The 22,722-nt window shown below is 49.1% G+C and carries 16 protein-coding genes; 5 read left to right on the top strand and 11 right to left on the bottom strand.

Features of this window, described 5'->3' with window-relative positions; genetic code table 11:
• Positions 1 to 295: 295 nt before the first annotated feature.
• The 3 genes from rimM (at position 296) to ACOJS8_RS14985 (ending at position 2,252) form a co-directional block, all read left to right on the top strand.
• Positions 296 to 883, top strand: coding sequence for a ribosome maturation factor RimM (gene rimM / locus ACOJS8_RS14995; protein ID WP_420149354.1), 588 nt, complete (start codon positions 296 to 298; stop codon positions 881 to 883).
• Positions 873 to 1,550, top strand: coding sequence for a tRNA (guanosine(37)-N1)-methyltransferase TrmD (trmD, locus tag ACOJS8_RS14990; RefSeq protein WP_420149353.1), 678 nt, complete (start codon positions 873 to 875; stop codon positions 1,548 to 1,550). Before rimM ends, trmD begins: the two co-directional genes overlap by 11 nt.
• A gap of 69 nt (positions 1,551 to 1,619) precedes the next feature.
• Entirely contained in the window at positions 1,620 to 2,252 is a 633-nt protein-coding gene (locus ACOJS8_RS14985; protein WP_420149352.1) for an NAD(P)-dependent oxidoreductase, read from the top strand.
• A gap of 7 nt (positions 2,253 to 2,259) precedes the next feature.
• On the opposite strand, the gene ACOJS8_RS14980 is transcribed toward ACOJS8_RS14985, so the two are convergent.
• From ACOJS8_RS14980 to ACOJS8_RS14965, 4 genes are all read right to left on the bottom strand, one after another.
• Positions 2,260 to 2,631 (bottom strand): hypothetical protein, encoded by a 372-nt coding sequence (locus ACOJS8_RS14980; protein WP_420149351.1) that lies wholly within the window; start codon positions 2,629 to 2,631, stop codon positions 2,260 to 2,262.
• Positions 2,632 to 2,642: 11 nt separating this feature from the next.
• Complete coding sequence (locus ACOJS8_RS14975; protein ID WP_420149350.1) at positions 2,643 to 4,886, bottom strand: transglycosylase domain-containing protein; 2,244 nt, start codon at positions 4,884 to 4,886, stop codon at positions 2,643 to 2,645.
• A 114-nt stretch (positions 4,887 to 5,000) separates the two neighbouring features.
• Complete coding sequence (locus ACOJS8_RS14970) at positions 5,001 to 5,453, bottom strand: GNAT family N-acetyltransferase (RefSeq protein WP_420149349.1); 453 nt, start codon at positions 5,451 to 5,453, stop codon at positions 5,001 to 5,003.
• A gap of 74 nt (positions 5,454 to 5,527) precedes the next feature.
• Positions 5,528 to 6,559: an RluA family pseudouridine synthase gene (locus tag ACOJS8_RS14965; protein ID WP_420149348.1), complete on the bottom strand. Its 1,032-nt coding sequence runs from the start codon at positions 6,557 to 6,559 to the stop codon at positions 5,528 to 5,530.
• 150 nt (positions 6,560 to 6,709) lie between these two features.
• Between ACOJS8_RS14965 and ACOJS8_RS14960 the strand changes: the two genes are divergently transcribed.
• Positions 6,710 to 7,612 (top strand): 1-aminocyclopropane-1-carboxylate deaminase/D-cysteine desulfhydrase, encoded by a 903-nt coding sequence (locus ACOJS8_RS14960; RefSeq protein WP_420149347.1) that lies wholly within the window; start codon positions 6,710 to 6,712, stop codon positions 7,610 to 7,612.
• A 171-nt stretch (positions 7,613 to 7,783) separates the two neighbouring features.
• On the opposite strand, the gene ACOJS8_RS14955 is transcribed toward ACOJS8_RS14960, so the two are convergent.
• On the bottom strand, positions 7,784 to 8,362 hold the full coding sequence (locus ACOJS8_RS14955) for a GIY-YIG nuclease family protein (protein WP_420149346.1): 579 nt from the start codon (positions 8,360 to 8,362) through the stop codon (positions 7,784 to 7,786).
• A 386-nt stretch (positions 8,363 to 8,748) separates the two neighbouring features.
• Here ACOJS8_RS14955 and ACOJS8_RS14950 point away from each other — a divergent pair, with 386 nt between their 5' ends.
• Positions 8,749 to 10,011: an acyl-CoA dehydrogenase family protein gene (locus ACOJS8_RS14950; RefSeq protein WP_420149345.1), complete on the top strand. Its 1,263-nt coding sequence runs from the start codon at positions 8,749 to 8,751 to the stop codon at positions 10,009 to 10,011.
• 72 nt (positions 10,012 to 10,083) lie between these two features.
• On the opposite strand, the gene ACOJS8_RS14945 is transcribed toward ACOJS8_RS14950, so the two are convergent.
• From ACOJS8_RS14945 to ACOJS8_RS14920, 6 genes are all read right to left on the bottom strand, one after another.
• Positions 10,084 to 12,723 (bottom strand): M14 family metallopeptidase, encoded by a 2,640-nt coding sequence (locus ACOJS8_RS14945; protein ID WP_420149344.1) that lies wholly within the window; start codon positions 12,721 to 12,723, stop codon positions 10,084 to 10,086.
• 63 nt (positions 12,724 to 12,786) lie between these two features.
• Positions 12,787 to 14,115 carry a M20/M25/M40 family metallo-hydrolase gene (locus tag ACOJS8_RS14940; protein ID WP_420149343.1) on the bottom strand — a complete coding sequence of 443 codons (1,329 nt, stop codon included), beginning with the start codon at positions 14,113 to 14,115 and terminating at the stop codon, positions 12,787 to 12,789.
• A gap of 88 nt (positions 14,116 to 14,203) precedes the next feature.
• On the bottom strand, positions 14,204 to 17,029 hold the full coding sequence (locus tag ACOJS8_RS14935) for a M14 family metallopeptidase (RefSeq protein ID WP_420149342.1): 2,826 nt from the start codon (positions 17,027 to 17,029) through the stop codon (positions 14,204 to 14,206).
• A 69-nt stretch (positions 17,030 to 17,098) separates the two neighbouring features.
• Positions 17,099 to 17,725 carry a hypothetical protein gene (locus tag ACOJS8_RS14930; RefSeq protein ID WP_420149341.1) on the bottom strand — a complete coding sequence of 209 codons (627 nt, stop codon included), beginning with the start codon at positions 17,723 to 17,725 and terminating at the stop codon, positions 17,099 to 17,101.
• A gap of 120 nt (positions 17,726 to 17,845) precedes the next feature.
• The gene (locus ACOJS8_RS14925; protein ID WP_420149340.1) at positions 17,846 to 19,444 is read right to left on the bottom strand and encodes a SusD/RagB family nutrient-binding outer membrane lipoprotein; all 1,599 of its coding nucleotides are present in this window, start codon (positions 19,442 to 19,444) and stop codon (positions 17,846 to 17,848) included.
• Between the two features lie 81 nt (positions 19,445 to 19,525).
• A partial coding sequence (locus ACOJS8_RS14920; protein WP_420149339.1) for a SusC/RagA family TonB-linked outer membrane protein occupies positions 19,526 to 22,722 on the bottom strand: 3,197 nt, incomplete at its 5' end.

Genomic DNA, 22,722 nt, shown 5'->3' with positions numbered 1-22,722 from the left:
GGAAAGTAAACGAAGCCCGCGCTGAAGCTATTGCGAAGAAAAACAAAGTGGAAGAACCGGCAGCTGAAGTTGCAGAGCCTGAAGCACCTGCTGCTGAGGCAACTACTGAAGAAGCGCCGGTAGCTGAAACTTCGGCCGAAGAAACACCAGCTGCAGAATAATTTTTGCCGCACTGGTAACCTCAAAATTTTGTTAAGGAAGAGCCTGTTCGTTTCTGAACAGGCTCTTTTTATGAATAATACGGCCGGAGTGTCGTACTTTTTTTATAAAATGCGGTACCTAGGCCGCGTTACGTATGACTAAAAACGATTGCTATCAAGTGGGACATATCACCAAAACGCATGGCGTTAGTGGTGAACTGGTGCTTTTTTTAGATGTTGATGAACCTAGTGAATACGATGATCTGGAATCTATTTTACTGGAAGTAAAAGGAGAATTGATCCCGTATTTTATTGAATCGATTGCAATAGTAAAAGGGAGTCGGGCTATTGTCGCTTTTGAAGACATCGATACCATCGAGCAGGCGGAGCGGCTATTAAACTGTGGCGCTTTTTTGCCCCTGGACGAACTGCCGCCAATTACGGACGAAACTCGTTTTTACTTTCACGAGATCGTAGGCTATCGGGTCGTGGATGCGAACGAAGGCGAATTGGGGATCGTTCAGGGGGTGTACGCCATGAACGCACAAGACCTGATTGCAATGGATTATCAGGGTAAAGAAGTCTTGATTCCAATTAACAGCGACATTGTTCGGACAGTAGATCGAACCAATAGTAAACTCAATGTTACGCTGCCAGATGGCCTGCTGGCCATTTACATGGAGGAAGATAACAAACAGCAACCCGACGTACACGGCGACGAGGACGATAGCGATGAGGATTGATATTATCACCTGCCTGCCGAAACTCCTGGATAGTTTTTTTGCGCACTCCATTCTGCAACGAGCGCAGCAGGGAGGATACGTAGAGGTCGTAGTGCACGACCTGCGCGACTACACACTTGACAAACACAGACGGGTAGATGACTACGCGTTTGGTGGAGGAGCTGGTATGGTCATGCAGATAGAGCCCATTGCCCGATGTATCCGGTCACTGCAAGCTGAACGCGCGTATGACGAAATTATTTATATGACGCCCGATGGCGAGCGGCTCAATCAGAAAACCGCTAATTCGCTGTCGCTACGTCAAAATCTGATCATTCTGTGCGGTCATTATAAAGGCGTTGATGAACGGGTACGAGAAATGTTTATTACCAAAGAAATCAGCATGGGCGACTACGTACTTTCGGGTGGAGAACTGGCGGCCTGTGTGCTGTCGGATGCGATCATTCGTCTTGTGCCGGGGGTTTTAAATGACGAAACATCTGCATTGACTGATTCTTTCCAGGATAATTTACTGGCCCCGCCGGTATATACGCGCCCCGCTGAATTTGAAGGCCATCGCGTTCCTGACATTCTTCTGTCGGGGCATGAAGCCAAAATCGATGAATGGCGATACGAGCAGGCCGTTGTTCGTACGCAGGCCCGGCGTCCGGATTTATTAGGAACGTAGTGGTTTTCGTTTCTAAACCGAATGGCTGATTCCAGGTTATAAACAAATCTAAATCAGCCATTCATTTTTATGCAACTTTTAGTCGTAGGCGCTACAGGAGAAACAGGTAGGCAACTTGTTGAACAGGCACTTCAACAGGGACATTACGTAACCGCTTTTGTCCGCGATCCTGCCAAACTACCTAGCCAACACCCGAACCTGGTAGTAGTTACCGGCGACGTGCTAAAGCCTGATACGTTGCTGACCGCCGTTCGTCGACAGGACGCCGTGTTGTGTGCATTAGGCAGCCGTCCGGGTCAGCAGAGTCAGGCTGTTACCGAAGGAACAAAGAATCTGATCCGTGCCATGCAGCAGGTCGGCGTTCGGCGGTTGTTGGTTGTGTCGTCGCTGGGTGTTGGAACGAGTTATGAAGAAGCCCCGCTCCTAAGTAAACTCATTATCAAAACGTTGCTAAGCGGAAGTATTGCTGAAAAAGAAATACAGGAGCAGGCTATTCGAGACAGCAAGCTCGATTGGGTGATTGTACGGCCACCCCGTCTGACTAATGGACCTGCTACGGGACACTTGCGTATCGGCGAACACTTGCCTTTTTCGGCGTTCACTTTACCGCGAATCAGTCGTGCTGATGTAGCTGCTTTCCTGCTCGATCAACTGGATAATGATACGTATCTGCACAAGGCTGTAACAATTACGGCTCGTTAATGGCAGTTTAAAAGGCTGGCTGTGAACTGACAACTTTACAATCGCACCGCTTGGTTTCGGCCGGTAACGTAACCGGTTTATCGAAATGACTATTGGGGAGTAGAGTTCGGGAAAAAGTGGTATACTTTTCTTTCAGCATGTTGCCGTCATTGTCAAAGGCCCTGATCTGAACGGATATATCGTTATGGGAACGAGACGATAAATTCCTTACATCGACATTGACTGTGGAAGTCACCAGTACGTTGGCTAAGTCTGAACAGTCAACGGCTAAGTCGATCGTTTGCGGAGTAAAGGACGTATTGTTACGTCGTGACATAGCATAGAGAAGTACACCTCCAACTACAGCAATAACCAAAATTAACCTTATAAATACTTTCATAAATAAACTCGTTACTGTGGTACGTCTTCGAGCGCTTGCTGCGCTTCACGCTCCCTGCGTTTTCGTTCACGTCGCTCCTGGCGAAGCTGTTTGCGCGTTTTAACCGTGTCGGACGGAGCAACTTCGGCAGGTGAAGCACTAGATTGCTCAGGTTGTACCGTTTGTTCGGCCTCGTTACGTTTCTCGTCACTTTTCTTTCCCTTAAACAGCCGACGAAAGAAATTGCCAATGCCCGTTCCTTCATCTTCATCAATTTCCTCGCCATCGGGATCGGGCAGGAATAAACTATCCGATTGAAACGAGGAATCGACAGGAGCAACCTCGCGACGAAGACCTTCCCGCAGACGAACATCATAGAATCCGTACGCACCGGAATCGGGAGCGGTAAGGCCCCGACGAGCCATAATCCGTCCAATAAGACGAAAATAACCGCGCACGTTTCGTACTTGTAGGTAGCCACCCGGAACAAACCATTTTAGCGCCGATTTAGGACTTGGAACGACGAAGGCCAGGAAAATACTTTCGCCTAGAGTCAGTTCGGATGGTTTTTTGGCGAAATAATAACGGGACGCTTCGCCAATGCCATACACGTTACGTCCCCACTCAATAATATTCAGATACACTTCATACATTCGCTCCTTAGGAACAATGTGCTCATTCTCAATAAGCCAAACGATTAGTATTTCCTCTACCTTACGCGATAGCGTCTTATTGCGGATCAGGAAAGCGTTTTTGACCAGCTGCATCGAAATAGTACTGGCTCCCCGTTTGAATGATTTTTCTTTGAAATTCGTCGCAATGGAAACCCGGAAGGCTTTTTCATTAAAACCTTTGTGGGTAAAGAAATTATAATCTTCCGACGTAAGCAGGGCGTTACGTAAGTCGGGCGAAATCTGATTCAGTGGCGTATAATCCGGATTTTCAGGGCCAACGACAATATCCCGAACGGGTTTTCCTTTTTCGTAAGGGGTATAAATAAATGGACGATTAATTTCAGCAAAATCAGTACTGCCCATTTTCAGGATACGAAAGCCTTCGGAAGTTAAGCCTGAGTCGAATTTTACCGAATCGGGTATCGACGTATCAAGTTGAAACGCCATGTCGTACTTCAGTTTTCCGGCTACCTTCATTCCCTCCAGCGACTCAAATAAGCCTTGTGGAAAGGAGTTAAACAGCGCCTGAGCGTCTAAGGCGTCCGTATGCAACTGGGCCTCGTATATCTTCGTGGGCTTAAGGGTGTATTTTAAAAAAGGCCGCGCGCTGACTTGCCCCAAACGTAACGTTGATGAGCTATCGACGCCAACGTAATTCTCTCCCACAAACACATGAGCATCCATAGCGGCCTGACTTACCACTACGTCTGTACGGGCAATGGCGGGGTGATTGATACGCAAATTTCGTACAGAACCAGCACCCTCAAGCCGAAACTCTCCGCCAGAACGATCAACATCGCGCAGTTCAGCGCGTAACGTATCGGCTTGTAGTTTAAGGTTGTATTTTTTTTGAATATAAGGCAGTTCTATTGGCTGCGGACGACCATTCTGGCCTTCTGCATAGAGCGCCAGATCGTATTCACGGTCGGCAGGATCGGCAGTTCCCGTTATGTGCCAGGTGGCCTGATTGCCATTTACCTTTATCGTAGACGTTACGTCCTCATCGTCGATAACGGCCGTTTGTGTTAGCAGGCTGAGGCTATCTTTATCGTCCATCGCCCGAAATTCCAGGTTCTTGACGTTCAGATCGTCTGGAATTTTGGAAAGGATGTTGTCGATCAGGTTCTCTGCTACGTCGGATAAATCAGTGCGTCGTGTGGTTTCTACGGGTGTATTGTCCGTGGCTGTTGAATCACGCTTTCGACGGAGCAGAAAGTCAATATTTGAGAGAGAATCACGCTTGACAACCTGAATCAGCCCATTCTCGAGGGTCATACCTGATAAGCCGATCGTACCGGAGAATAATGGCCAGAAGCGGACAGCCACCTCTACCCGCTGAATCCGGGCTAAACTGTCGCGATCTTCGGGTACCACCGAAATGTCCGTAAATGCTACTGAACTCAATCCTGTGAACTTGGCTGAGCCGACCCTGACGTCGAGATTATAGTTTCGTTTGGCGATACGTATGGCTTTGGCCAGCGCTGTCTCCAATAAACTTGCACGCTTGGAATAGGCAATGCCAGCTCCTACACAAGCCAGTAAAAAAATACTTAAAGATACCCAGCCAGCAATTCGGAGGGCTTTACGTTGACGATACGTCATGCTTAGTCACTTAGTCGCGATGCACAAAGATACGCTTTTTGAGCAGAGGGCATGGGGCATAGGGTGAAAGTAATAAGGTGATCTGCCCTATGCCCCGAACCCTTACCCCTCTGCTCAAAAATCCAGGTGGCAGTTTGTCCAGCCGTCATCAAAGCGGGTTCCAAACTGACGATAAAAGCCAATAGCGGGTTCATTCCAGTCCAGCACCTGCCACATCATACCGGTACAGTTGGTTTGGCGGGCCATATCAATGGTGGCGTCCAGCAGGAGTTTGCCAATGCCGTATCCACGGAATTCCTCCGTTACGACGATGTCCTCCAGATACAGACGTTTTCCTTTCCAGGTCGAATAGCGGAAGAAATAAAGCGCCATCCCGACAATTTTCTTTGTTTCCGAATCTTCAGCCATAATCATACCAAAGAGCGGATTAGGGCCGAAACCATCCAATGCCATCTGTTCGACGGTGTTGGTAACCTGATCAGCTGCCCGTTCATAAACAGCTAATTCCATAACTAAGTCGAATGCTTCGGGTATATCTTCAAGGGTGCCAGGGCGAATTGAAATCATCAGGATTATTGAATGGTGAACAGTTATAGTGAATAGTTTTACAATAAAGAGCAGGGTAAAGTTAGCACAGATCGTCAATTGTTTCCAGCTAATAATTTCCTCCATTTATCAAGCGCTGACTGGAAATCGTCGGGCAGGTCGGAATCGAATTGAAGCCACTGTTGCGTGCGTGGGTGCGTAAACCCCAGCGACTTAGCATGTAGAGCCTGTCGGGGTAATAATTTAAACGCATTGTCGACAAAGGATTTATAACTTCCAACCGGGTTGCCCCGCAGAATTCGGTCGCCCCCGTACATGGCATCGTTAAATAAAGGATGGCCGATATGCTTCATGTGCGCCCGAATCTGGTGTGTACGGCCCGTTTCTAGATTGCACTGCACCAGCGCAACGTAGCGTAACTCTTCCAGCGTTTTGTAGTGCGTAACGGCCCATTTGCCTTTTGTCTCATCGTCGTAAATCGTCTGTACTTTCCGGTCACGTACCGAACGACCAATATACCCCGTAATGGTACCATCAGATGGATTGGGAATACCCCAAACGAGGGCATTATAAGTACGTTCGATCGTATGCTCGAAAAACTGACGCGCCAGGTGAGTCATGGCGTATTCGGTTTTGGCAATAACCATCAGCCCCGACGTATCTTTATCAATGCGGTGCACCAGACCGGGGCGAATAGTACCATTACGTGATGTGGGCAAATTCTGAAAATGATAAACCAGGGCGTTGACCAGCGTACCGTCCCAATTGCCGTGAGCCGGATGAACAACCATACCCGCAAGCTTATTGAGCACCAACAGCTCATCGTCCTCGAATACAATCGTTAAGGGAATATTTTCGGGCTGAATATCTGTATCGCGGGGCGGATGTGGCAGCGATACCGTAATTACGTCGAGCGGCTTGATTTTATAACTAGCCTTCGTCGGTTTGTCGTTTACATGTACTGACGCTACGTCGATAGCTGCCTGAATTTTAGTACGTGTTGCATTGGGGAGCCGGTCCATCAAAAACCGGTCGATACGTAGCAGACTCTGGCCTTTATCGACCACAATACGGTGATGTTCGTATAACTCTTCCTCTTCCGAAAATTCCTCAACCGCTTCTGTCATGTACAATTAATTTCGAGTAAAATTGAAACGCATAGCTCCCGTAATGACGGATGCAGAGAACACAGAGCGACAAACAGGTATTAATAGACGGATCTCTGCGTGTGAAAAGTCAATAGTAGATCTCAAAAAGTTTGGCAAATTTACGGGACGATGACTGATTTTACTGAACGCCTTTATTCGTTTCCGGCCAATTCTCCTTTGCAAATTCTTGAAAATCCGTTTCCTGAACCAGTAAATATTCGTTTGTTTCTGAAACGGGATGACATGATTCATCCGCTGGTATCGGGCAATAAATGGCGAAAGCTTAAATATAATTTACTGGCGGCTCATGAACGTGGTCTCGATACATTGCTAACCTTCGGCGGGGCTTATTCCAATCACCTCTACGCCACGGCTGCGGCAGGACGAGAATTCGGTTTTCGAACCATTGGCGTTGTGCGGGGGCAGGAGCTTGCCGATAAAGCTCTGAACGATACGCTAACCTTCTGCCGAGAATGTGGTATGCATCTGCACTTTGTGAGCCGGGACGAATATCGCCGGAAAGACGATCCGGATTTCCTGGCTGATCTGATGCAGCAATTAGGTCCTTGCTACGTAGTACCCGAAGGCGGAATGAATGCGCTGGCGATCAGGGGTACGGCTGAGATTATTCCTGAATTAATCAACCAGTTAGGCAATGCTCCTGATTACGTCTGTTGCCCGGTAGGAACAGGCGGTACGTGGGCCGGACTGGTTCAATCGGCTCCCGTACATACAACCGTATTGGGGTTTGTTTCATTAAAAATACCTGATGACAAACGGGCCAACGTAGCAAGTCAGATTTATGATTACCATTTCGGGGGATATGGAAAAACGACTCCCGAACTGCTACGTTTCATACAGACGTTTGAACAGCAAAACCCGGACGTATCGCTAGAGCAGGTCTATACGGGTAAGATGTTGTATGGCATTCGTGATCTTGCTTTGAAAGGTTTTTTCAAGAGCGAATCAACCGTAGTGGCTGTACACACCGGCGGGCTACAAGGGAGAAGTAGAGAATTGGATTTTTTATAGGAATTCGCCTTGCTCTTTTAGATTCATTTTTTGCGCGCCCAAAACTACTAACTATCTGCGGAAAGTAGGTCGGATAAGAATGCGGTTTTGAAACCCCAGAAAGAGCGGTAGACAGCGAAGATGAGTCAGCATTCGGGATGCATCTTCGCTGTATATGCTGATCGACTTCCCTTATCGTTCCTTGTAAAGTTGAATCTGTTTCGTTCGTGAACTGATCCCTACTGCCAGGTAGTTAGGGCCAGCCTGCAATACGTGCCTTCCTCTAATAACCAGTCCTTTGAAGCGCTTTAGCCAGGTCTCAACATCGTCAGGTTTGTAATACTTCGTATTGCCGAAGGAACGGACAGATTCCAGCCCAAAAGCCTCTCTAAGGTATTCAAAGGCTACTGGCGTGATATTGTGCTTCAGACAAATGAGGGATTTGCTTAAATAATTAGATGCCGATTGTGTAGTAGCGGCTGGAACGGGCGGACGATTCAGTACGGGTTTGAACTTAGAAATAGCTTCCCGTTCCAGCCGATCCAAATCGTCTTCTTCACAGGGAAAGGAACTGAATCGGACGAAATTTTTGCCAGCAAGCTTGTGATTTAGAAGCTGCGAATAAAGACTCAATGTCTTTCCTACATAGATAACTTCATCGTTGGCATCAATCAAATAATAGATGCAGGGTTGGGTCTGAAATTGCTTCGAATTATCGAGAATCTGGCCTAAATCAAGATGTTTCTGGGTCATTTTCTGTTCGTTTTTCATGGAATAAATATACTACCAAAAATACTTATATACAACAAATAATACGTATATTTTTTTAGAATTTTTCTCAGTTTTCTCCGGCCAGAAAATCAAATAAAAAAGGCTGCTATCCGATGAGTAAAGCACTAAGAAATTACTCCCTTTGGGAAAATTTGACGTAGCAACTTTCGGGTAGAATGGTCTAAAAAACAGGAAAGATGACACCGGCGTATGACAAGCCGGACGTATCGGAGCAGGAAGCTGTTGACTAAAAATTATTCTTTAGCTTCTGCGAATGGATAAAAGACGTTACGGCATTCAGGGGAGAAGGGTAACCTCCGCCGGGTTTTTGCCGGGCAGAATATTCCGCTAAATTCGTGACACACTGCATACCTATTCAGCGCCTTATGGAAACGATTTTCACCACAGAACGTATTAGACCGCTATTAGCACAGGTTCGCGACTTTGTACAGGCGGAATTGATACCGCTTGAAGAAGGATTTTCGCACCATAATCTGAAGGCGATCCTTCCGATCCTTGACCAGAAGCGGGATTTGGTCAAAGCGGCTGGTCTGTGGGGATTGGCACTTTCAAAAGAGGAGGGGGGGCACGGCCTGACGCTTTGCGAGTTCGGGCAGATTAGTGAAGTGCTGGCATACGCTCCATTCTTCGGACACTACGTATTTGGCTGCCAGGCGCCAGATATTGGTAATATTGAATTACTCAACAAATTCGCGTCGGCCGATCTGAAAGAGCAATACTTAAAACCCCTGATGGCGGGCGACATTCGGTCGTGCTTTTCGATGACCGAACCTGATTTTGCCGGATCAAATCCAACACGGATGGCTACGGTAGCGGTACGCGATGGCGGTGAATATGTGATCAATGGGCGTAAGTGGTTTACCTCGTCGGCCGATGGCGCTACGTTTGCGGTGGTGATGGCGGTGACGAATCCCGACGCGGCACCGCATCAGCGAGCTAGTATGATCGTTGTGCCGACTGATACGCCGGGCTTCAAACTTGAACGTAACATTCCCGTATTTGGCGAAGCGGGCGAAGGCTGGTTTAGTCACGCCGAAGTGACCTATACAGATTGCCGCGTGCCGGTTTCTAATTTAATCGGTGGCGAAGGCATGGGCTTCAGGCTGGCGCAGGAACGACTCGGGCCAGGACGGGTTCATCACTGCATGCGCTGGATTGGCAACGCCGAAAAAGCATTGGATTTGCTTTGTAGGCGAGCCGCCACGCGCGAAATTGAAGATGGGGTTATGCTGGGCGAGAAGCAGTTTATTCAGGACTTTATTGCCGAAAGCCGCGCCGAGATTGACGCTTCGCGACTCTATGTACTAAACACGGCTCACATGATCGATACGGTTGGTGTGAGCAACGTGCGTGATGCCGTATCGGCCATCAAATTCTACGTAGCGAACGCCTTCCTGCGTGTTCTCGACCGGGCGATTCAGGTGCACGGTGCGCTAGGCGTTACGGATGATACGGTTTTGTCGGCCATGTATCGCCATGAACGGGGTGCCCGCATATGGGATGGCGCGGATGAAGTTCACAAACAGAATCTGGCGATTAATATTCTCAAAAAATACGGTCTCGATATCAAACAGAAAGCGAAGGAGTTACGGCAGTTTCGCCAAATGATGAGTAACCAGATCCTATGAGAAGCGCCCAAACGATTCGAATCGTTTGGGCGCTTGCACTACGTTCAACGTGACTTTTTTTACGTCAAATTCCTACTCACTTTTCGTATTCGACTCAACGGCGCTTTTGGGTAATGTACTTTCGTAGAGCGCATTGAAGATCAACTTATACGTACCGCGCGGCTGACCGCGGAACTGGGGGCTAAAGCCAAACATTACTACGTTGCCTTTGCCTTGCTGTACACGTACAACGGCTGGCTTTCCAGCAATGTATTTATCTTCGTTCAGCGCCCATCCGCTCATGAGTAAATCTTTCTTTGCATAGCTGGCAATAACCTCGACGTTTGGGTTCGGAGCTACTTTGGTTTGCTCGGTTCCACCTTCGCCTTCCCGCGATTGTTTAATTACCTCGAAGGCACGGCTATTTGAGAAGGCAGCGGCTACTTCGGGTTGCATACCATAGGCCAGAGAGTGTTTGGTATCGACAACAGTCCGAATCAGGGAGCCGGGAATGTAAAACTGCTGGCTTGATAACCCTTCCGTAACGTTTTTGACGGGCAGACCAAACAACTCAATCGCAAAATCGCTGGCGCCGTCGAAAGCCACTAACGTACCGCCGTTTGCTACGTATTGCTGAAGGGCCATCGTGCCACCTAATCCCAGTCCACCGACGTAAGTAGTAGGCATGGTGTTTGGTGCATGACCGTTTAGAATCCGTTTCGATTCCTGGTCAGGTATGATGATGGCGCTGTAGGTTGATAAATCTTTTTTGGCAATGTCGGCATCGTGCAACGTATCGACCGGGAAGCTGTATTGCTCCATCAACCAGCGCGTCCAGCCTTCGTCCATGTTAGCCACCCAGGATTTGTAAAGGCCGATTTTGGGAAGCTTCAGCGGTTTACTCGTCCCCGAAGGCTTGCTGGCTACAGCCGTAAAGCTCACTCCCAGTTCTTTCGCCAGTGCCTGAATCCGCGCGTCGGTCGAAGCGCCTTTCTCAATAAGAAAACTACCCGCTTCGGATGGCATGAAAGATACTATTTCTCCGTCTTTTAATAACCGGTTAACAGCCTTAACACTAGCGTTCTGATTTCGTGAAAGCGCATAGCCATACCCAGCTCCCGATGCCACCTGGCCTGCCACAACTGGAGCAAAGCCTTTCAGTAACTCGGTATCTGCCTTGAACGTAGCACTGGTTTTAGCACCCGTTACGCCCATCTGCATAGGCAACGTCCAGCCAGCCAGATCATAAGGCGGAATTGGCGGGCCGCCCGGATACAGACGTTGATTGGGGTGAACCTGTTTTTCCATCAAATCCACTACGTAAGGGCTGAACGCCTGAGCGCCGTAAATGATGTACGAACCGGCCGGATACGTTACGTTATTAGCCTGGAACTGCTGGGTTGCCCGATGGATTTCTACACCGCTCTGACGGAACATATTCACCAGATTGACCGCTTCGCTCTTATCCCACTGCTCGGCCGGAATAATGTAGGCATACGGTCTGCTCTTCCCGGCTGACTCAATCGCATCGCGACCCATTACGTAGATATTGTATAGAAACTCTTCGCGTTTGTCGGCGGCCAGAACCAGCGTAGCCATCGACGCTTCTTCCATGTAGTTAACGGCATCGCGGAAGCGCGACTGACCACCTTTCCACGGATCGGCGTAGAAAATGTCTGTTCCTGTCGTTGAAGCCGTTACGCCTACTCCCACGGTTTTGGGTAACGAATCAGGCGGGTAAAAGCGTGGGGAAGGCGTAGCATGAGCTGTTTCGGTCAGAATGCCGATCTGGTTATGGTAATACGGTACGGTTCGCATGCCACCATTCCACCACATGCTAAACCGCAGTTGCGACACAACCCCTGGCATTTTCTTCATGGCAAACCGGCTGGCCATCGCTGTGCCAACCATGTTTACGCCCGCCGTTACGCCCGGATGAATTTGCGGATTCACCGGATTTGCGAAGGGTGGGATGAAAATACGGGTCCAGGCGGGTGAGGTCTGGTGGTGATTGTAGACGATCTGCGGATACCATTGGTTATAAAGAACTTCCGAAACGGCCTTGGTTTCGGGCATGTTGTTCGTAAACCAGTCGCGGTTGTTATCGTGACCAACGTAGTGATGATACAGCCACGGTGGCTGCGTCGTTTCGAAAGGTGTACCGAGGTTCGCCTTATACCAGTCCGCCACAATATCGAGGCCATCGGGATTCATTTCGACCATCAGCAACGCCACCACCTGATCACGGATTTTTTTCATTTCCGGCGTTTCTTCAGTGGCCATCCGGTATGCCAGTTCAGGCAGCATTTGCGCCGAGGCAACTTCCGATGCGTGCATTCCGGCATCAATCCAGATGATAGCTTTACCGGATGCGGCCAGACTACGAGCCATTTTGTCGTCGATTTTAGCGCGGGAGAGCTGCTCGCTGATACTACGCCATTTATCCAGTTGCTTCATATTGGCTTCACTCGACACCATCATCAGGTACATCGGTTTACCCAGTACCGATTTTCCAATCGTTACCATCTGCACCCGGTTGCTGGCTTTATCGAGACGCTGGTAGTAATCCATCAGCATCTTGTAATTCGCCAGTTTATAATCGGCGCCCGGCTCAAAACCAAAAACGTCGGCAGGTTTTGGTACTTGGGCGATTGCCATTATACCCGCTAGAAAAGCCGCCAGGAGTAGCAAAGTAGTCCGATAAATGGTCATTTTTTGAATAGATAGCTTCATGCGATAAAGAAAGGTTTATTGGGGATTTATTGGAAGAAACTCAATTTATCCATACGTCCGAAATCAATTCGCCATGCCTGCTTCGGCCAGCAACGTGAGCAGAATACGTTGCATGCCTAAAACCCCTTTGTCGTTCAACCACCACTCATTTAGCGAGTGTGCTCCTCCGCCAGTACCACCACTACCGATCGTTACCGCCGGAATCCCTTTGGCAATGGGCGTATTGGCATTCGTAGAACCTACGCTAAGCCGGGGCGTAGCCTGGAGGTATTTCGATACGGCCATCGCCCGTTGTACCAGCGGAACGGTTGGTTCGATACGTCCTGAGGGACGGTCGCCGACAAGCTTAACATCGACCGTCAGATCGGGGCCACGACGTTTCATTGCATTTTCTTCTTTGAGTGCGCGCTGGATGGCTGCCTGCAGTAACTTATCGACACCCGCCAGTTTTTCCTGACTTTCTGACCGCATATCGACTTCCATCCACGATTCGTACGGAATCGCGTTCACCGACGTACCACCGCCAACTACGCTGACACTGTAGGTTGTTTTAACGCCTTCTTTGGTGAATTTGTCGGCTTCCGTCGTGAAGTAATAGATGGCTTTGCCCAGGGCACCGTGTGGATTAACGATACCAAACGCTCCATATGAGTGACCGCCAGGACCCTTATACGTAATGCGATAGCGATGCGAACCTAAGCCTCGGTGTGTAATTCCATCAATACCATGACCATCAACGGCAATGTACGAATCCACTTTAGGGCCACCCTGACGTAGCAGATGCTTAACACCCCGAAGATCACCCAGACCTTCTTCGCCTACCGCACCCACAAACAGTACGTCGGCATCGGTTTCGATTTTCGCTTTTTCCAAACCTTTCAATACGGCCAGCACGGCCGTTAAGCCACGGGTGTCGTCGCCGACGCCGGGCGCGTAGAGCGTATCGCCTTTCGACTTTACTTTTACGTCGGTTCCGGCCGGAAATACCGTATCCAGGTGCGCTTCGACAACGACTGTCTTCTTGCCGGATTTGCCTTTACGTTTGGCGATTACATTGTTGACTTCGTCAATCCAGACCGAATCGGCACCGGCTTCTTTCATCATAGCTGCGTATTTTTTGGAACGCTCGGCTTCTTTGAAAGGCGGGGAGGGAATTTCGGTTAACGTAATGAGGTCCTGCTTCGTCTGGGGCTCCAGCTCGGTGAAGATCTTAAAAGCAGATTGCACGGCTGGTTTTTTGGCTAACGTACTGATTTCGGTTTCGTACCGCTTATCAATCGGAACTACCTTTTTCGATTCTTCATCGTCATCTTCTTCCTGAGCAAACAGACAGGGAGCTGTAGCGACTAGCAGGAGAGACGTAATACACGATAGTTTGAGAAGTTGGTGCATAGGTAAAAAAATGAGATTGAGCGTAGCCTGGCGACTTTGCCTATAAAATAAAAGCCCCTCTCTTTTTAGGGAGAGGGGCCGGTATTAATTAATCTTCGCTTACAACATCACTGCTCTGCGAGCCACTTTTCCCGGTATTGTAAAGCTGGTTAAACAGAAACTTAAATGTTCCCTGCGCCTGCGCCCGGAAAGTGATTTCGGGGCCAAATGCGTAGAATTTACCTGAACCAACGGGTGCCATGAAAGCCGCTACGCCGTCCTGCAGATACGATTGTCCCCAAGCCCAGCCACTACGTAGTGGTTTGTTCGTATCGAACCAGGCAAGTGGGGTTACCATGCCTTTGGCGATGGCTTCGGGAGCCAGTTTGAAGACCGGGCTTGCGTCGAAATAAACATCTGTTTGCTGACCAAGACCCCACGTAGCATGTTGAGTTGAATCGAGTGTTACACGTAGTACGCTACCAGGAATGTAGTATTTTTCGCCTGGAAGCGGCCTTTCTACCCCCGTAGTCGTCATTTCGGTCAGTGCATTTTTTACTGGTAGGCCCAGGTGATACGCCAGATTCGTACTGGTTCCGATCGTTACAACCGTGCCACCTGCTTCCAGGAAGTTTTTCAGTTGAGGAATCGACTTGGAAGCTGTGATCTTGCCCAGACGAGCTTTGTATTCAGCTGGTGTATTTTCTTCTTTCGGCTCGCGTTCCATAGCGCTGAAAATATCCTCTTCTTTGCCTCCAACCGCTGGAATTGCGCGAGTGACGAACACAATCACGTCATATTTTTTCCGTAAATCACCGGCGTCAATGTCGCCTGGATAAATCACCTTCATCGGGAAATGATACTGTTCCATCAGCCAGCGTACCCAACCCGATGGCATCGAACCGCCATACGTATCCCACAGCGCAATTTTCATCGGCGATACTTTAATCATGGATGCAGTAGGCTTTTTCGAAAGACCCGTTACTTCCAGACCCAAATCTTTTGCGGATTTGTCGAGCAGCGATTTTGCTTTTGCCGAAGCGGGAACGAAGAAAGAACCAGCTTCTACCGTCGATTTACCACCTGTTCCGTTTGGCAGACGGAATACGTCAACGCCTGATGCTAATAAATCGTTAACGGCGATAAACGAATTATTGGCTTTGGCGCTCAATACGTAGCCAGCGCTTGGAGCCCCATTGATATGACCTTCGGGAGATTGAAGTTCGCCGTACGGAAGCTTCTTGAATGGCCCATCGAAACTGTCCAGAATACGGTCAAATTTTACGTTCATCAGGTAAGCCAGTGTCCAGCCAGCAGCATCGTAAGGACGTACTGGTGGGCCACCCGGATACTGGAAATCGTTCGGGTGATCCTGTGGCTCAAACATATCCAGTACGTGCGGACGGAACGCCTGATCGGTTTTCACTACGTAGGAACCCGCCGGATACTTTTTGCCCGCAACCGTGAAGTCGGCTGTAGCCTGCTGAATCTGAATGCCCGTCCGAACCAGCGCATTGATAAACTTAGCCGCCGTTGCAAAGTCGGGTTGATTCGTTGGGATGATAAATCCGCGCGGATCACGTAGTGCCGGCGCTTTCATGATCGTGTCGTAGTATTTGGCTGGTATACCACCGCCCCGAGGAACAAAACCGTACTGCGCCAGAGCCGCATTCGTAGGTACAGCAGGCTTTTTCGGATCGGTCTGGAAGGCGTGCGTAATAGCGTCGATCTTTTTCGGCGATAGACCCCAGGTGTCTTTGCTGCCCCGTTCGATGGAGTTTTTACCCATCCGGTAAATATTATACAGGACCTCATCGCGGTAACGGGCAGCATAGCCCATAACGGCGTAGTTGAGCGATACCGAATAATCAATTGACTGCTTGAAATGCCACTTTTGGGGAAGCACCGGAAAAGGCGTGTTGCCGTTCGGAATCAAATATTTTGCTACAACGGGAATATCTTCGGGCGTTGGGCCTCCGATGATTTCCGTCAGTAGACCGATCATGTTGTGGAAGTGCGTTGTGGTACGTAGTCCGCCATTATACCAGGTCGAGAAAACCGACCCGCCTAAACGGGTAAAGCCTGGTTTATTCTCTGAGTTCAGCCGGTTGATCATGGCCGCGCCCAGCGCGTCGATACCCGTAACCATCAGTGGATCGAATACGTAGTTGAACGGATCGCGGTAAGGAGGCCCCGCCAGTACCGATCCTGCCGGACCACGCTGGTGGTGATTATACATGATTTGCGGAATCCACTCGACAAACAACTGACGGCCGATGTTTTGCGTCTCTTTCATGTTCATGATGAAGAAATCGCGGTTATTGTCGTGCCCGATGTATTTCTGATACAGCCGTGGCAGATTGTCCAACACACGCTTCTCCGCTTTAGGCTCACGCATATACCAGTTCGTCACCAGTTCCTGTCCGTCGGGGTTGGCGTGCGTCATGAGTAAGATATCCTGATCCAGAATGCGCATCGTTTCAGGGTCTTTGCGGCTTACCAACTGCCAGATCGTTTCAATCAACTGGTGGGTGCCAACGGTTTCGGTAGCGTGCAGACCGCCATCAATCCAGACAATCGCTTTGCCTTCGTTGGCCAGAGCATGAGCCTGTTCGTCGGTGAGGTTTTCCGCACGGGCGAGCTTCTGGGAAATCTCTTTGTACCGATCTAATTTTTTCAGGTTTTCGGGCGACGAAATAATCAGCATCAACTGATGACGACCTTCTTCAGTCATGCCAATGTCGACCAGCTTGACCCGGTCGGAGGCAGCGGCAATTTTTCGGAAATAGGCTTCGGTCTGCGTATACGTAGCAAGTAGATAGTCATCACCGATATTGAACCCGAAATGCTCCTTGGGCGAGGGGATCGACTGAGCAAGGGCAGTGCTTAGTCCAATCGCCAGCATAACGAGGAGTGAATAAGGAGAATAGCGCATTGTTGAAATTTAGTTGAGGTTTGTTTTTACGATTGATTTGTTAAGTTTCTGTTCGGTGGAAAATGGGGTTTATTTTTTTCGGAAACGAACGCCGACCCGGCAATCGCCGACTTCGCCACGCGCTTCGTCGCAGACGTTTTCCTGAAAACCTTCAATACGTCGGCCATCTTTCAGGTTAAGGATAAATTTAAACAGAAAGTAATCATTCTGAACGACTTTGGTAAGATCAGCCCCCGTGAAGGTTGCCATCTGTGCGGCTGTTACCGTGAATACTTTCGGAAATTCCGTGACGGTTGCATACAACTTGTCGGACGCGCCAACCCGGCTCGGCAACGGAAACTGCGTAACACTCGGATAAATTCCGCCTGGTTGAGAGAGCACAATCGGGTAGGCCGGATTACCCGAAGCGGGTGCTTTCACAAAACCCAGATACACATCAATAGACTGCACTTCGGCTTTTCCGAAGCCTTCCCAGGTTAGTGTGTACTCAAATTCCTGACTGCCTAAGTTGGCAGCTCCCAGATCAAAAAACGACGTATTGGCCGTAGTTACTGTAGGCAGCGCTGATTTGGACGTATTAACTGCTACCAGCGGAACCGCAGTATACGTCCAGTTTTCCCAAACGTAATTCTCCGTTTTGCAGGCGTCGAGTGCAATCAGCAGCAGGAGAGAGAAATATAAGGTGATTTTTTTCATGACTTTTTCGAAGCTATAAACTATTCTCTAGCTGGTTTACCTACCCCTAAATCCCCTGAAGGGGACTTTATTCGAGAGCGAGCTAAGTCCCCTTCAGGGGATTTAGGGGTAGAAACACGCTCATTTATCCCAGAAAACAGGCGTCGTTTGTTGCGCTGTTTGTAATTGATCGGCCTTGTTCGATACGCTGCCATTCGTTGCCAGTTCCGTTACAGAATAAGCCAGACGTAGTGGGAAGGTATTTAGCGGAGCGATGGGCGCTGCCAGTGTGGGCAGACCTGTCCGGCGGTAGTCATTGTAGGATTCGATACCGTTACCGAACTGAGCTATGTATTTCTGCGTCATCACGGCATTCAGTTTACCCGCTGCATCGGCGGCATCGTATTGAGCGGCTCGGTTGGCTACAAAAGCAGTTACCGTAGCAGTTGCCAGCGTTGGTGCTGAATTGCCTGAACTTGTCGAAATGGTATTAACGCTGTTCAAATGAGCAGTAATGCCATCCTGAAATAATTGTTTAGCGTCGCCATCTGTGCCTAACGTCAGTGCAGCTTCGGCCAAAATGAATTTGACCATGGCGTTCGTGATGAACGGAAAGACGCCAGCCCCTGAACCATCGGTATTTGTTACCACTTTAGGCGTCGACGTAGCACCCGAGTTGGTGATGAATACGTTCGCAGCGGTCAGGTTATTAATCGGACTGTTGTCGTATAAACCACCGGCCGGATAAACACCGAACGTGGCTTTCAGGGCGTTATCGTTTGGCGCGGCCGTAGCATCACCAGTATAACGGCCAAAGTAGCCATTGCCGGTGGGAGTAAAGCCAACCGTATAATTGGAGGTTTGACGATAGAAAAAGTACCGCATTCGGGGATCGTCGGTGCTGAACAGTCGCTCAATGAAGTTCTGACTCATGTAGTAGCTTTTGCTGGCCTGATATTCGGTACGATGCCAGGGATGGCGGTTTGCAGGAGTTTCTGTCGTGCCGAAGCGAAACGCAAAATCCTGCGCATTGGTCGTAATAACAGGCGCATTACTGCTCAGCAGAGCCGCGATACCGGCTTTCGCTTTGTCGGGCTGAACAAGCCGGATCTGATTGAATAATTTCAGCTTTAGCGAATTTCCCATCCGAATCCAGGCGGCCTTGTCGCCTTTGTAAATAATGTCGGCGGTGGTGGGTTGGATGGCGAAATTGCCCTTGTTGGCATCAGCAATACCTTCATCAATGAGCGTAAACAGTTTATCGTAAATCGTAGCTCCACTTTCAAAAGCCGGGTCGGCAACAGTCAGACCTTTTGACGCATCGGCGTAGGGAATATCGCCCCAAAGGTCGACCATCAGGCTGTAGATATAGGCTTTCTGAAGTTTAGCAATCGCTACGTAATCCCACCGCTGGAGACGCGTTCCTTCCCGGATAATAATCTCGATATCGTTAAGTACCTGCGTGTACAATGCATTCCAGGATTGCTGATAATCGGTGCCATCCTGAAAATTACGGCTGGTATTGCTCGTGTACAGTTGTTGTACCAGAATAGAAGCACCCTGGTTCACATCCCGCAGGCTACCCGTCATTGATACCTGCGTAGCTGGCAGCAACAATTCCAATACGGGCGTAGTCGGGTTGTTTGGATCGTTATTAATATCAACGAAGTCCTTGCAGGCTCCTGCCATAAAGAGCAGGCCCAGCATGGAAGCCGTTCGTATGGATTTTATGAATTGCATAATATTGGAAGAGAGTTAGTAGTTGTATTCTGGAAAGTACGGGCTAAGGCTCGTGGATACGTTTCCTGCGAATACGATCAGTTAAAAACTAAACCGAAGATTAACGCCTAACCGACGTGTGGTTGGAATACCGATAAAATCGAAACCCTGCGAATTACCCGCGCCCAAGGAACTGACTTCTGGATCGAAATTCAGGTATTTGGGGAAGTTCGGCGCCAGATACCAAAGATTACGACCGCTTACAGACAGGTAAGCTGACCCAAACGGCGTTTTCTTCAGCCAGTTTTTTGGAAACTGATACCCCAGCGATACTTCGCGGAGCCGGAAAACCGTCGCATCGAATACGTTTACTTCAGCAGCGCCACCTGGCCCGAAACCACCTGTAAAATAGTAGTCGGCCACACCAACACCAATGTTGTTCGGGATTTTCCGGCCTTCACCATTGAGCAGCGGTTTTAACGTATTGACGTCGCCCAGAACGCCCGGCCCGATAATGATGGCTTCCCGTTCTTCGGTATCTCTCGTTACGCCCCGGCTCAGCAGTTCGTAAGCCGTAAAGGAATACATATCTCCGCCCTGCTTCCAGTCGAACAAAGCACTTAACGTAATGCCTTTGTAAGAGAACGTATTGGTAATACCCCAGATGAAATCAGGGTTTGGGTTACCAATAGGACTCACTTTTCCGCTCAGGATAGGTTTGCCCGTGTTGGGGTTAACCAGAATATTTCCTTCGTCATCTTTAGCGTAAGTAGACCCACGAATCTGCCCGTACGGTTGGCCAGCGATGTGTACACTGCCTAAGTCTGAAAAACCACCGTAAGGAAGCTCTTTCAAATTACCAATGTCAAGTACGATGTTGCGGTTGAGCGTAAAGGCCGATGAAATATTCCAGGTGAATCCATTCGCGAGTTTTACGGGCGTAGCGTTCAGGCCAATCTCAACGCCTTCATTAGACGATTTTCCCAGGTTAATTACTTTCTGGGTGTAACCTGTCGACGGTGCGGCATTAACGGTGAAAATCTGCGACGTACTGATCTTTTTGTAATAGGTAATGTCTAACCCGATGCGGTTATTGAAAAACTGTAGCTCGGTTCCCAACTCAAGTTCCGTAATAAATTCGGGTTTCAATTCTGAATTGGCCAGCAGATCTGACTCAGTTAGGGTGCTCTGCCCGTTGAAAGGTGATGCAATACTGCCCGTTGTTGTACCTGCGCCTAACACAGGGTTAGCGATGTAAACCGTTTGGGTTTGGTACGGCGTAGCTTCGTTACCAACCCGCGTATAACCCGCCCTGAATTTACCGAATGACAATACGTTCTTCGGTAAGTTAAAGGCTTCTGTAAAAATCAGCGATGCGCTGGCTCCACCGTATAAATAACTCCGGTTACTGGCAGGCAGAGTAGACGATACATCGTTACGGGCTACTACGTTCAGGAAGGCGTAGTTTTTATAATCCAGCGAAATATCGGTGAAGAAAGCAAAATACCGTTGTTTGAAATTATTCCGGTTGTTGGGCAACACCCGCGGGATTGTTACGCTGGTGTTGTTCAGTGAATTAATTCCCCGGAAGATGATTCCGTCGCCAAACACAACCTGGCGTTCGGTGAGCCGCTGGTTGACGTTGTTTCCCAGAATAGCTTTTAACCCAAAATTTTTGCCCAGATCTTTCGTGGCCGTCAACAGTAACGTATTGTCTAGCTCCTGCCGATAAATATTATCGGTGGTGATGTTGCCATTCGGAAAATAATCGCCCCCCTTACCGTTTACTACAACACGCCGATCAGTGTAGGCGTTGAAGCCAACCGTGTTCTGAACATTCAGCCAGGGCAGCGGATCGAAACCGAGTACTACGTTGCCGTAATAGCGGTCAACTTTGCTGGTGGTGGGGCTGTTTGCAACCGACCAATATGGATTGTCGGTACCCACCCGGTCATACACGTTATTTCCATTCAGTGGATTCGTATTCGGAAAACCCGTTAAATCGAAGCTGGTCGGTACAAACATCAGAATGTCGAGTATAGACGAACCACTTCCGTTAGCCGCGGTCAATTGGGGCGATACCTGGCTGGTATTTACGTAATTGAGGGCGCCACTTACGTAAAATTTATTGTCTAACTGCATGTTACCGCCAATATTGACACCCGTCCGACTAATCGTATTTTCGGGAACTACGCCATTGTTACTCGTGCGTGATAAGCCAACCGTAAGGCTTCCTTTTTCGCCACCCGTCGATACAGATAGCGCGTTCTCGAAGACGTTACCTGTGCGGAAGAAATTTTTGGCGTTGTATTGCGCATAAGACTGGTACGGCACCTGAATCGGCGTTATGCCATCTGCCTGATAAAACTGCGGGAACACAGAGGCTGGATAGCGGTTGTTAGTCGTCAGTGGGTGCGGAATGGTCGACCGGGTAGGAATCAGACTGGTTATACCCGGATACGGCGGTCCCCAGGAACCAAATACGCCACTCCGATAATCGAAATTGGTCCCCTGACCGTACTTGGTCTGGTATTCGGGGAGGCCGGCTACGGTTTCAGTTGCATAACCCATATTATAGGTAATCTCCAGCCCCTTCCGGCTTTGGCTTTTACCCGCTTTCGTGGTCACAATGATAGCGCCATTGGCAGCCCGCGAACCGTAGAGTGCGGCAGCAGCAGCACCTTTCAATACGGTCATTGTCAGAATATTATTTGGATCTAAGTCAAATGCGCGATTGGTAATAGTTGAGCCACCAACCGTACCATCTGTGCTGCCAAAGCTGGAATTGTCGAATGGTACACCATCGACCACAAACAGAGGCTGGTTATTATTTCCCAGCGAGGAATTTCCCCGAATCGTGATGTTCGTTGCGCCACCGGCTGCCCCACCCGATCCCTGAATATTTACCCCGGCCACTTTTCCAGTCAAGGCCCGAAGTGGATCTGGTTCCGAGCGTTGCGCCAATTTTGTTGCATCTAACGTACTGACGGAATAGCCCAGCGCATTCTTGTCGCGAACGATCCCGGCTGCGGTTACCACAACCTCACTAAGTTGCTTGGTATCGGCAACTAACGTAACGTCGATAACCTGCTGCGTACCAACCACAATTTCCTGCGATTGAAATCCGACCGCTGAGAAAACAAGTGTGGTTTTCGAATTCGGAACGTTCAGTTGATACGTTCCCTGTGCGTCGCTAACTGTTCCTAACGTACCTCCTTTCACCGTTACGGTTGTACCTGGCAGTGGCTCTTTGCTAGCGTCACTTATTTTGCCCCGAACAGTACGTTGTTGAGCGAATG

The organism is Spirosoma sp. (assembly GCF_048594605.1).
Classification (GTDB): domain Bacteria; phylum Bacteroidota; class Bacteroidia; order Cytophagales; family Spirosomataceae; genus Spirosoma.
The sequence above is the reverse complement of the archived record's forward strand: the minus strand, read 5'-3'. Positions and strand labels throughout refer to the sequence as shown.

What these genes read in the sequence shown, in the direction of transcription:
- ACOJS8_RS14970 (WP_420149349.1), bottom strand. Translation starts at nt 5,453, where the DNA reads ATGATTTCAATTCGCCCTGGCACCCTTGAAGATATACCCGAAGCATTC.
- trmD (WP_420149353.1), top strand. Translation starts at nt 873, where the DNA reads ATGAGGATTGATATTATCACCTGCCTGCCGAAACTCCTGGATAGTTTT.
- ACOJS8_RS14985 (WP_420149352.1), top strand. Translation starts at nt 1,620, where the DNA reads ATGCAACTTTTAGTCGTAGGCGCTACAGGAGAAACAGGTAGGCAACTT.
- ACOJS8_RS14950 (WP_420149345.1), top strand. Translation starts at nt 8,749, where the DNA reads ATGGAAACGATTTTCACCACAGAACGTATTAGACCGCTATTAGCACAG.
- ACOJS8_RS14925 (WP_420149340.1), bottom strand. Translation starts at nt 19,444, where the DNA reads ATGCAATTCATAAAATCCATACGAACGGCTTCCATGCTGGGCCTGCTC.
- rimM (WP_420149354.1), top strand. Translation starts at nt 296, where the DNA reads ATGACTAAAAACGATTGCTATCAAGTGGGACATATCACCAAAACGCAT.
- ACOJS8_RS14955 (WP_420149346.1), bottom strand. Translation starts at nt 8,362, where the DNA reads ATGAAAAACGAACAGAAAATGACCCAGAAACATCTTGATTTAGGCCAG.
- ACOJS8_RS14975 (WP_420149350.1), bottom strand. Translation starts at nt 4,886, where the DNA reads ATGACGTATCGTCAACGTAAAGCCCTCCGAATTGCTGGCTGGGTATCT.
- ACOJS8_RS14945 (WP_420149344.1), bottom strand. Translation starts at nt 12,723, where the DNA reads ATGAAGCTATCTATTCAAAAAATGACCATTTATCGGACTACTTTGCTA.
- ACOJS8_RS14940 (WP_420149343.1), bottom strand. Translation starts at nt 14,115, where the DNA reads ATGCACCAACTTCTCAAACTATCGTGTATTACGTCTCTCCTGCTAGTC.
- ACOJS8_RS14960 (WP_420149347.1), top strand. Translation starts at nt 6,710, where the DNA reads ATGACTGATTTTACTGAACGCCTTTATTCGTTTCCGGCCAATTCTCCT.
- ACOJS8_RS14935 (WP_420149342.1), bottom strand. Translation starts at nt 17,029, where the DNA reads ATGCGCTATTCTCCTTATTCACTCCTCGTTATGCTGGCGATTGGACTA.
- ACOJS8_RS14965 (WP_420149348.1), bottom strand. Translation starts at nt 6,559, where the DNA reads ATGACAGAAGCGGTTGAGGAATTTTCGGAAGAGGAAGAGTTATACGAA.
- ACOJS8_RS14980 (WP_420149351.1), bottom strand. Translation starts at nt 2,631, where the DNA reads ATGAAAGTATTTATAAGGTTAATTTTGGTTATTGCTGTAGTTGGAGGT.
- ACOJS8_RS14930 (WP_420149341.1), bottom strand. Translation starts at nt 17,725, where the DNA reads ATGAAAAAAATCACCTTATATTTCTCTCTCCTGCTGCTGATTGCACTC.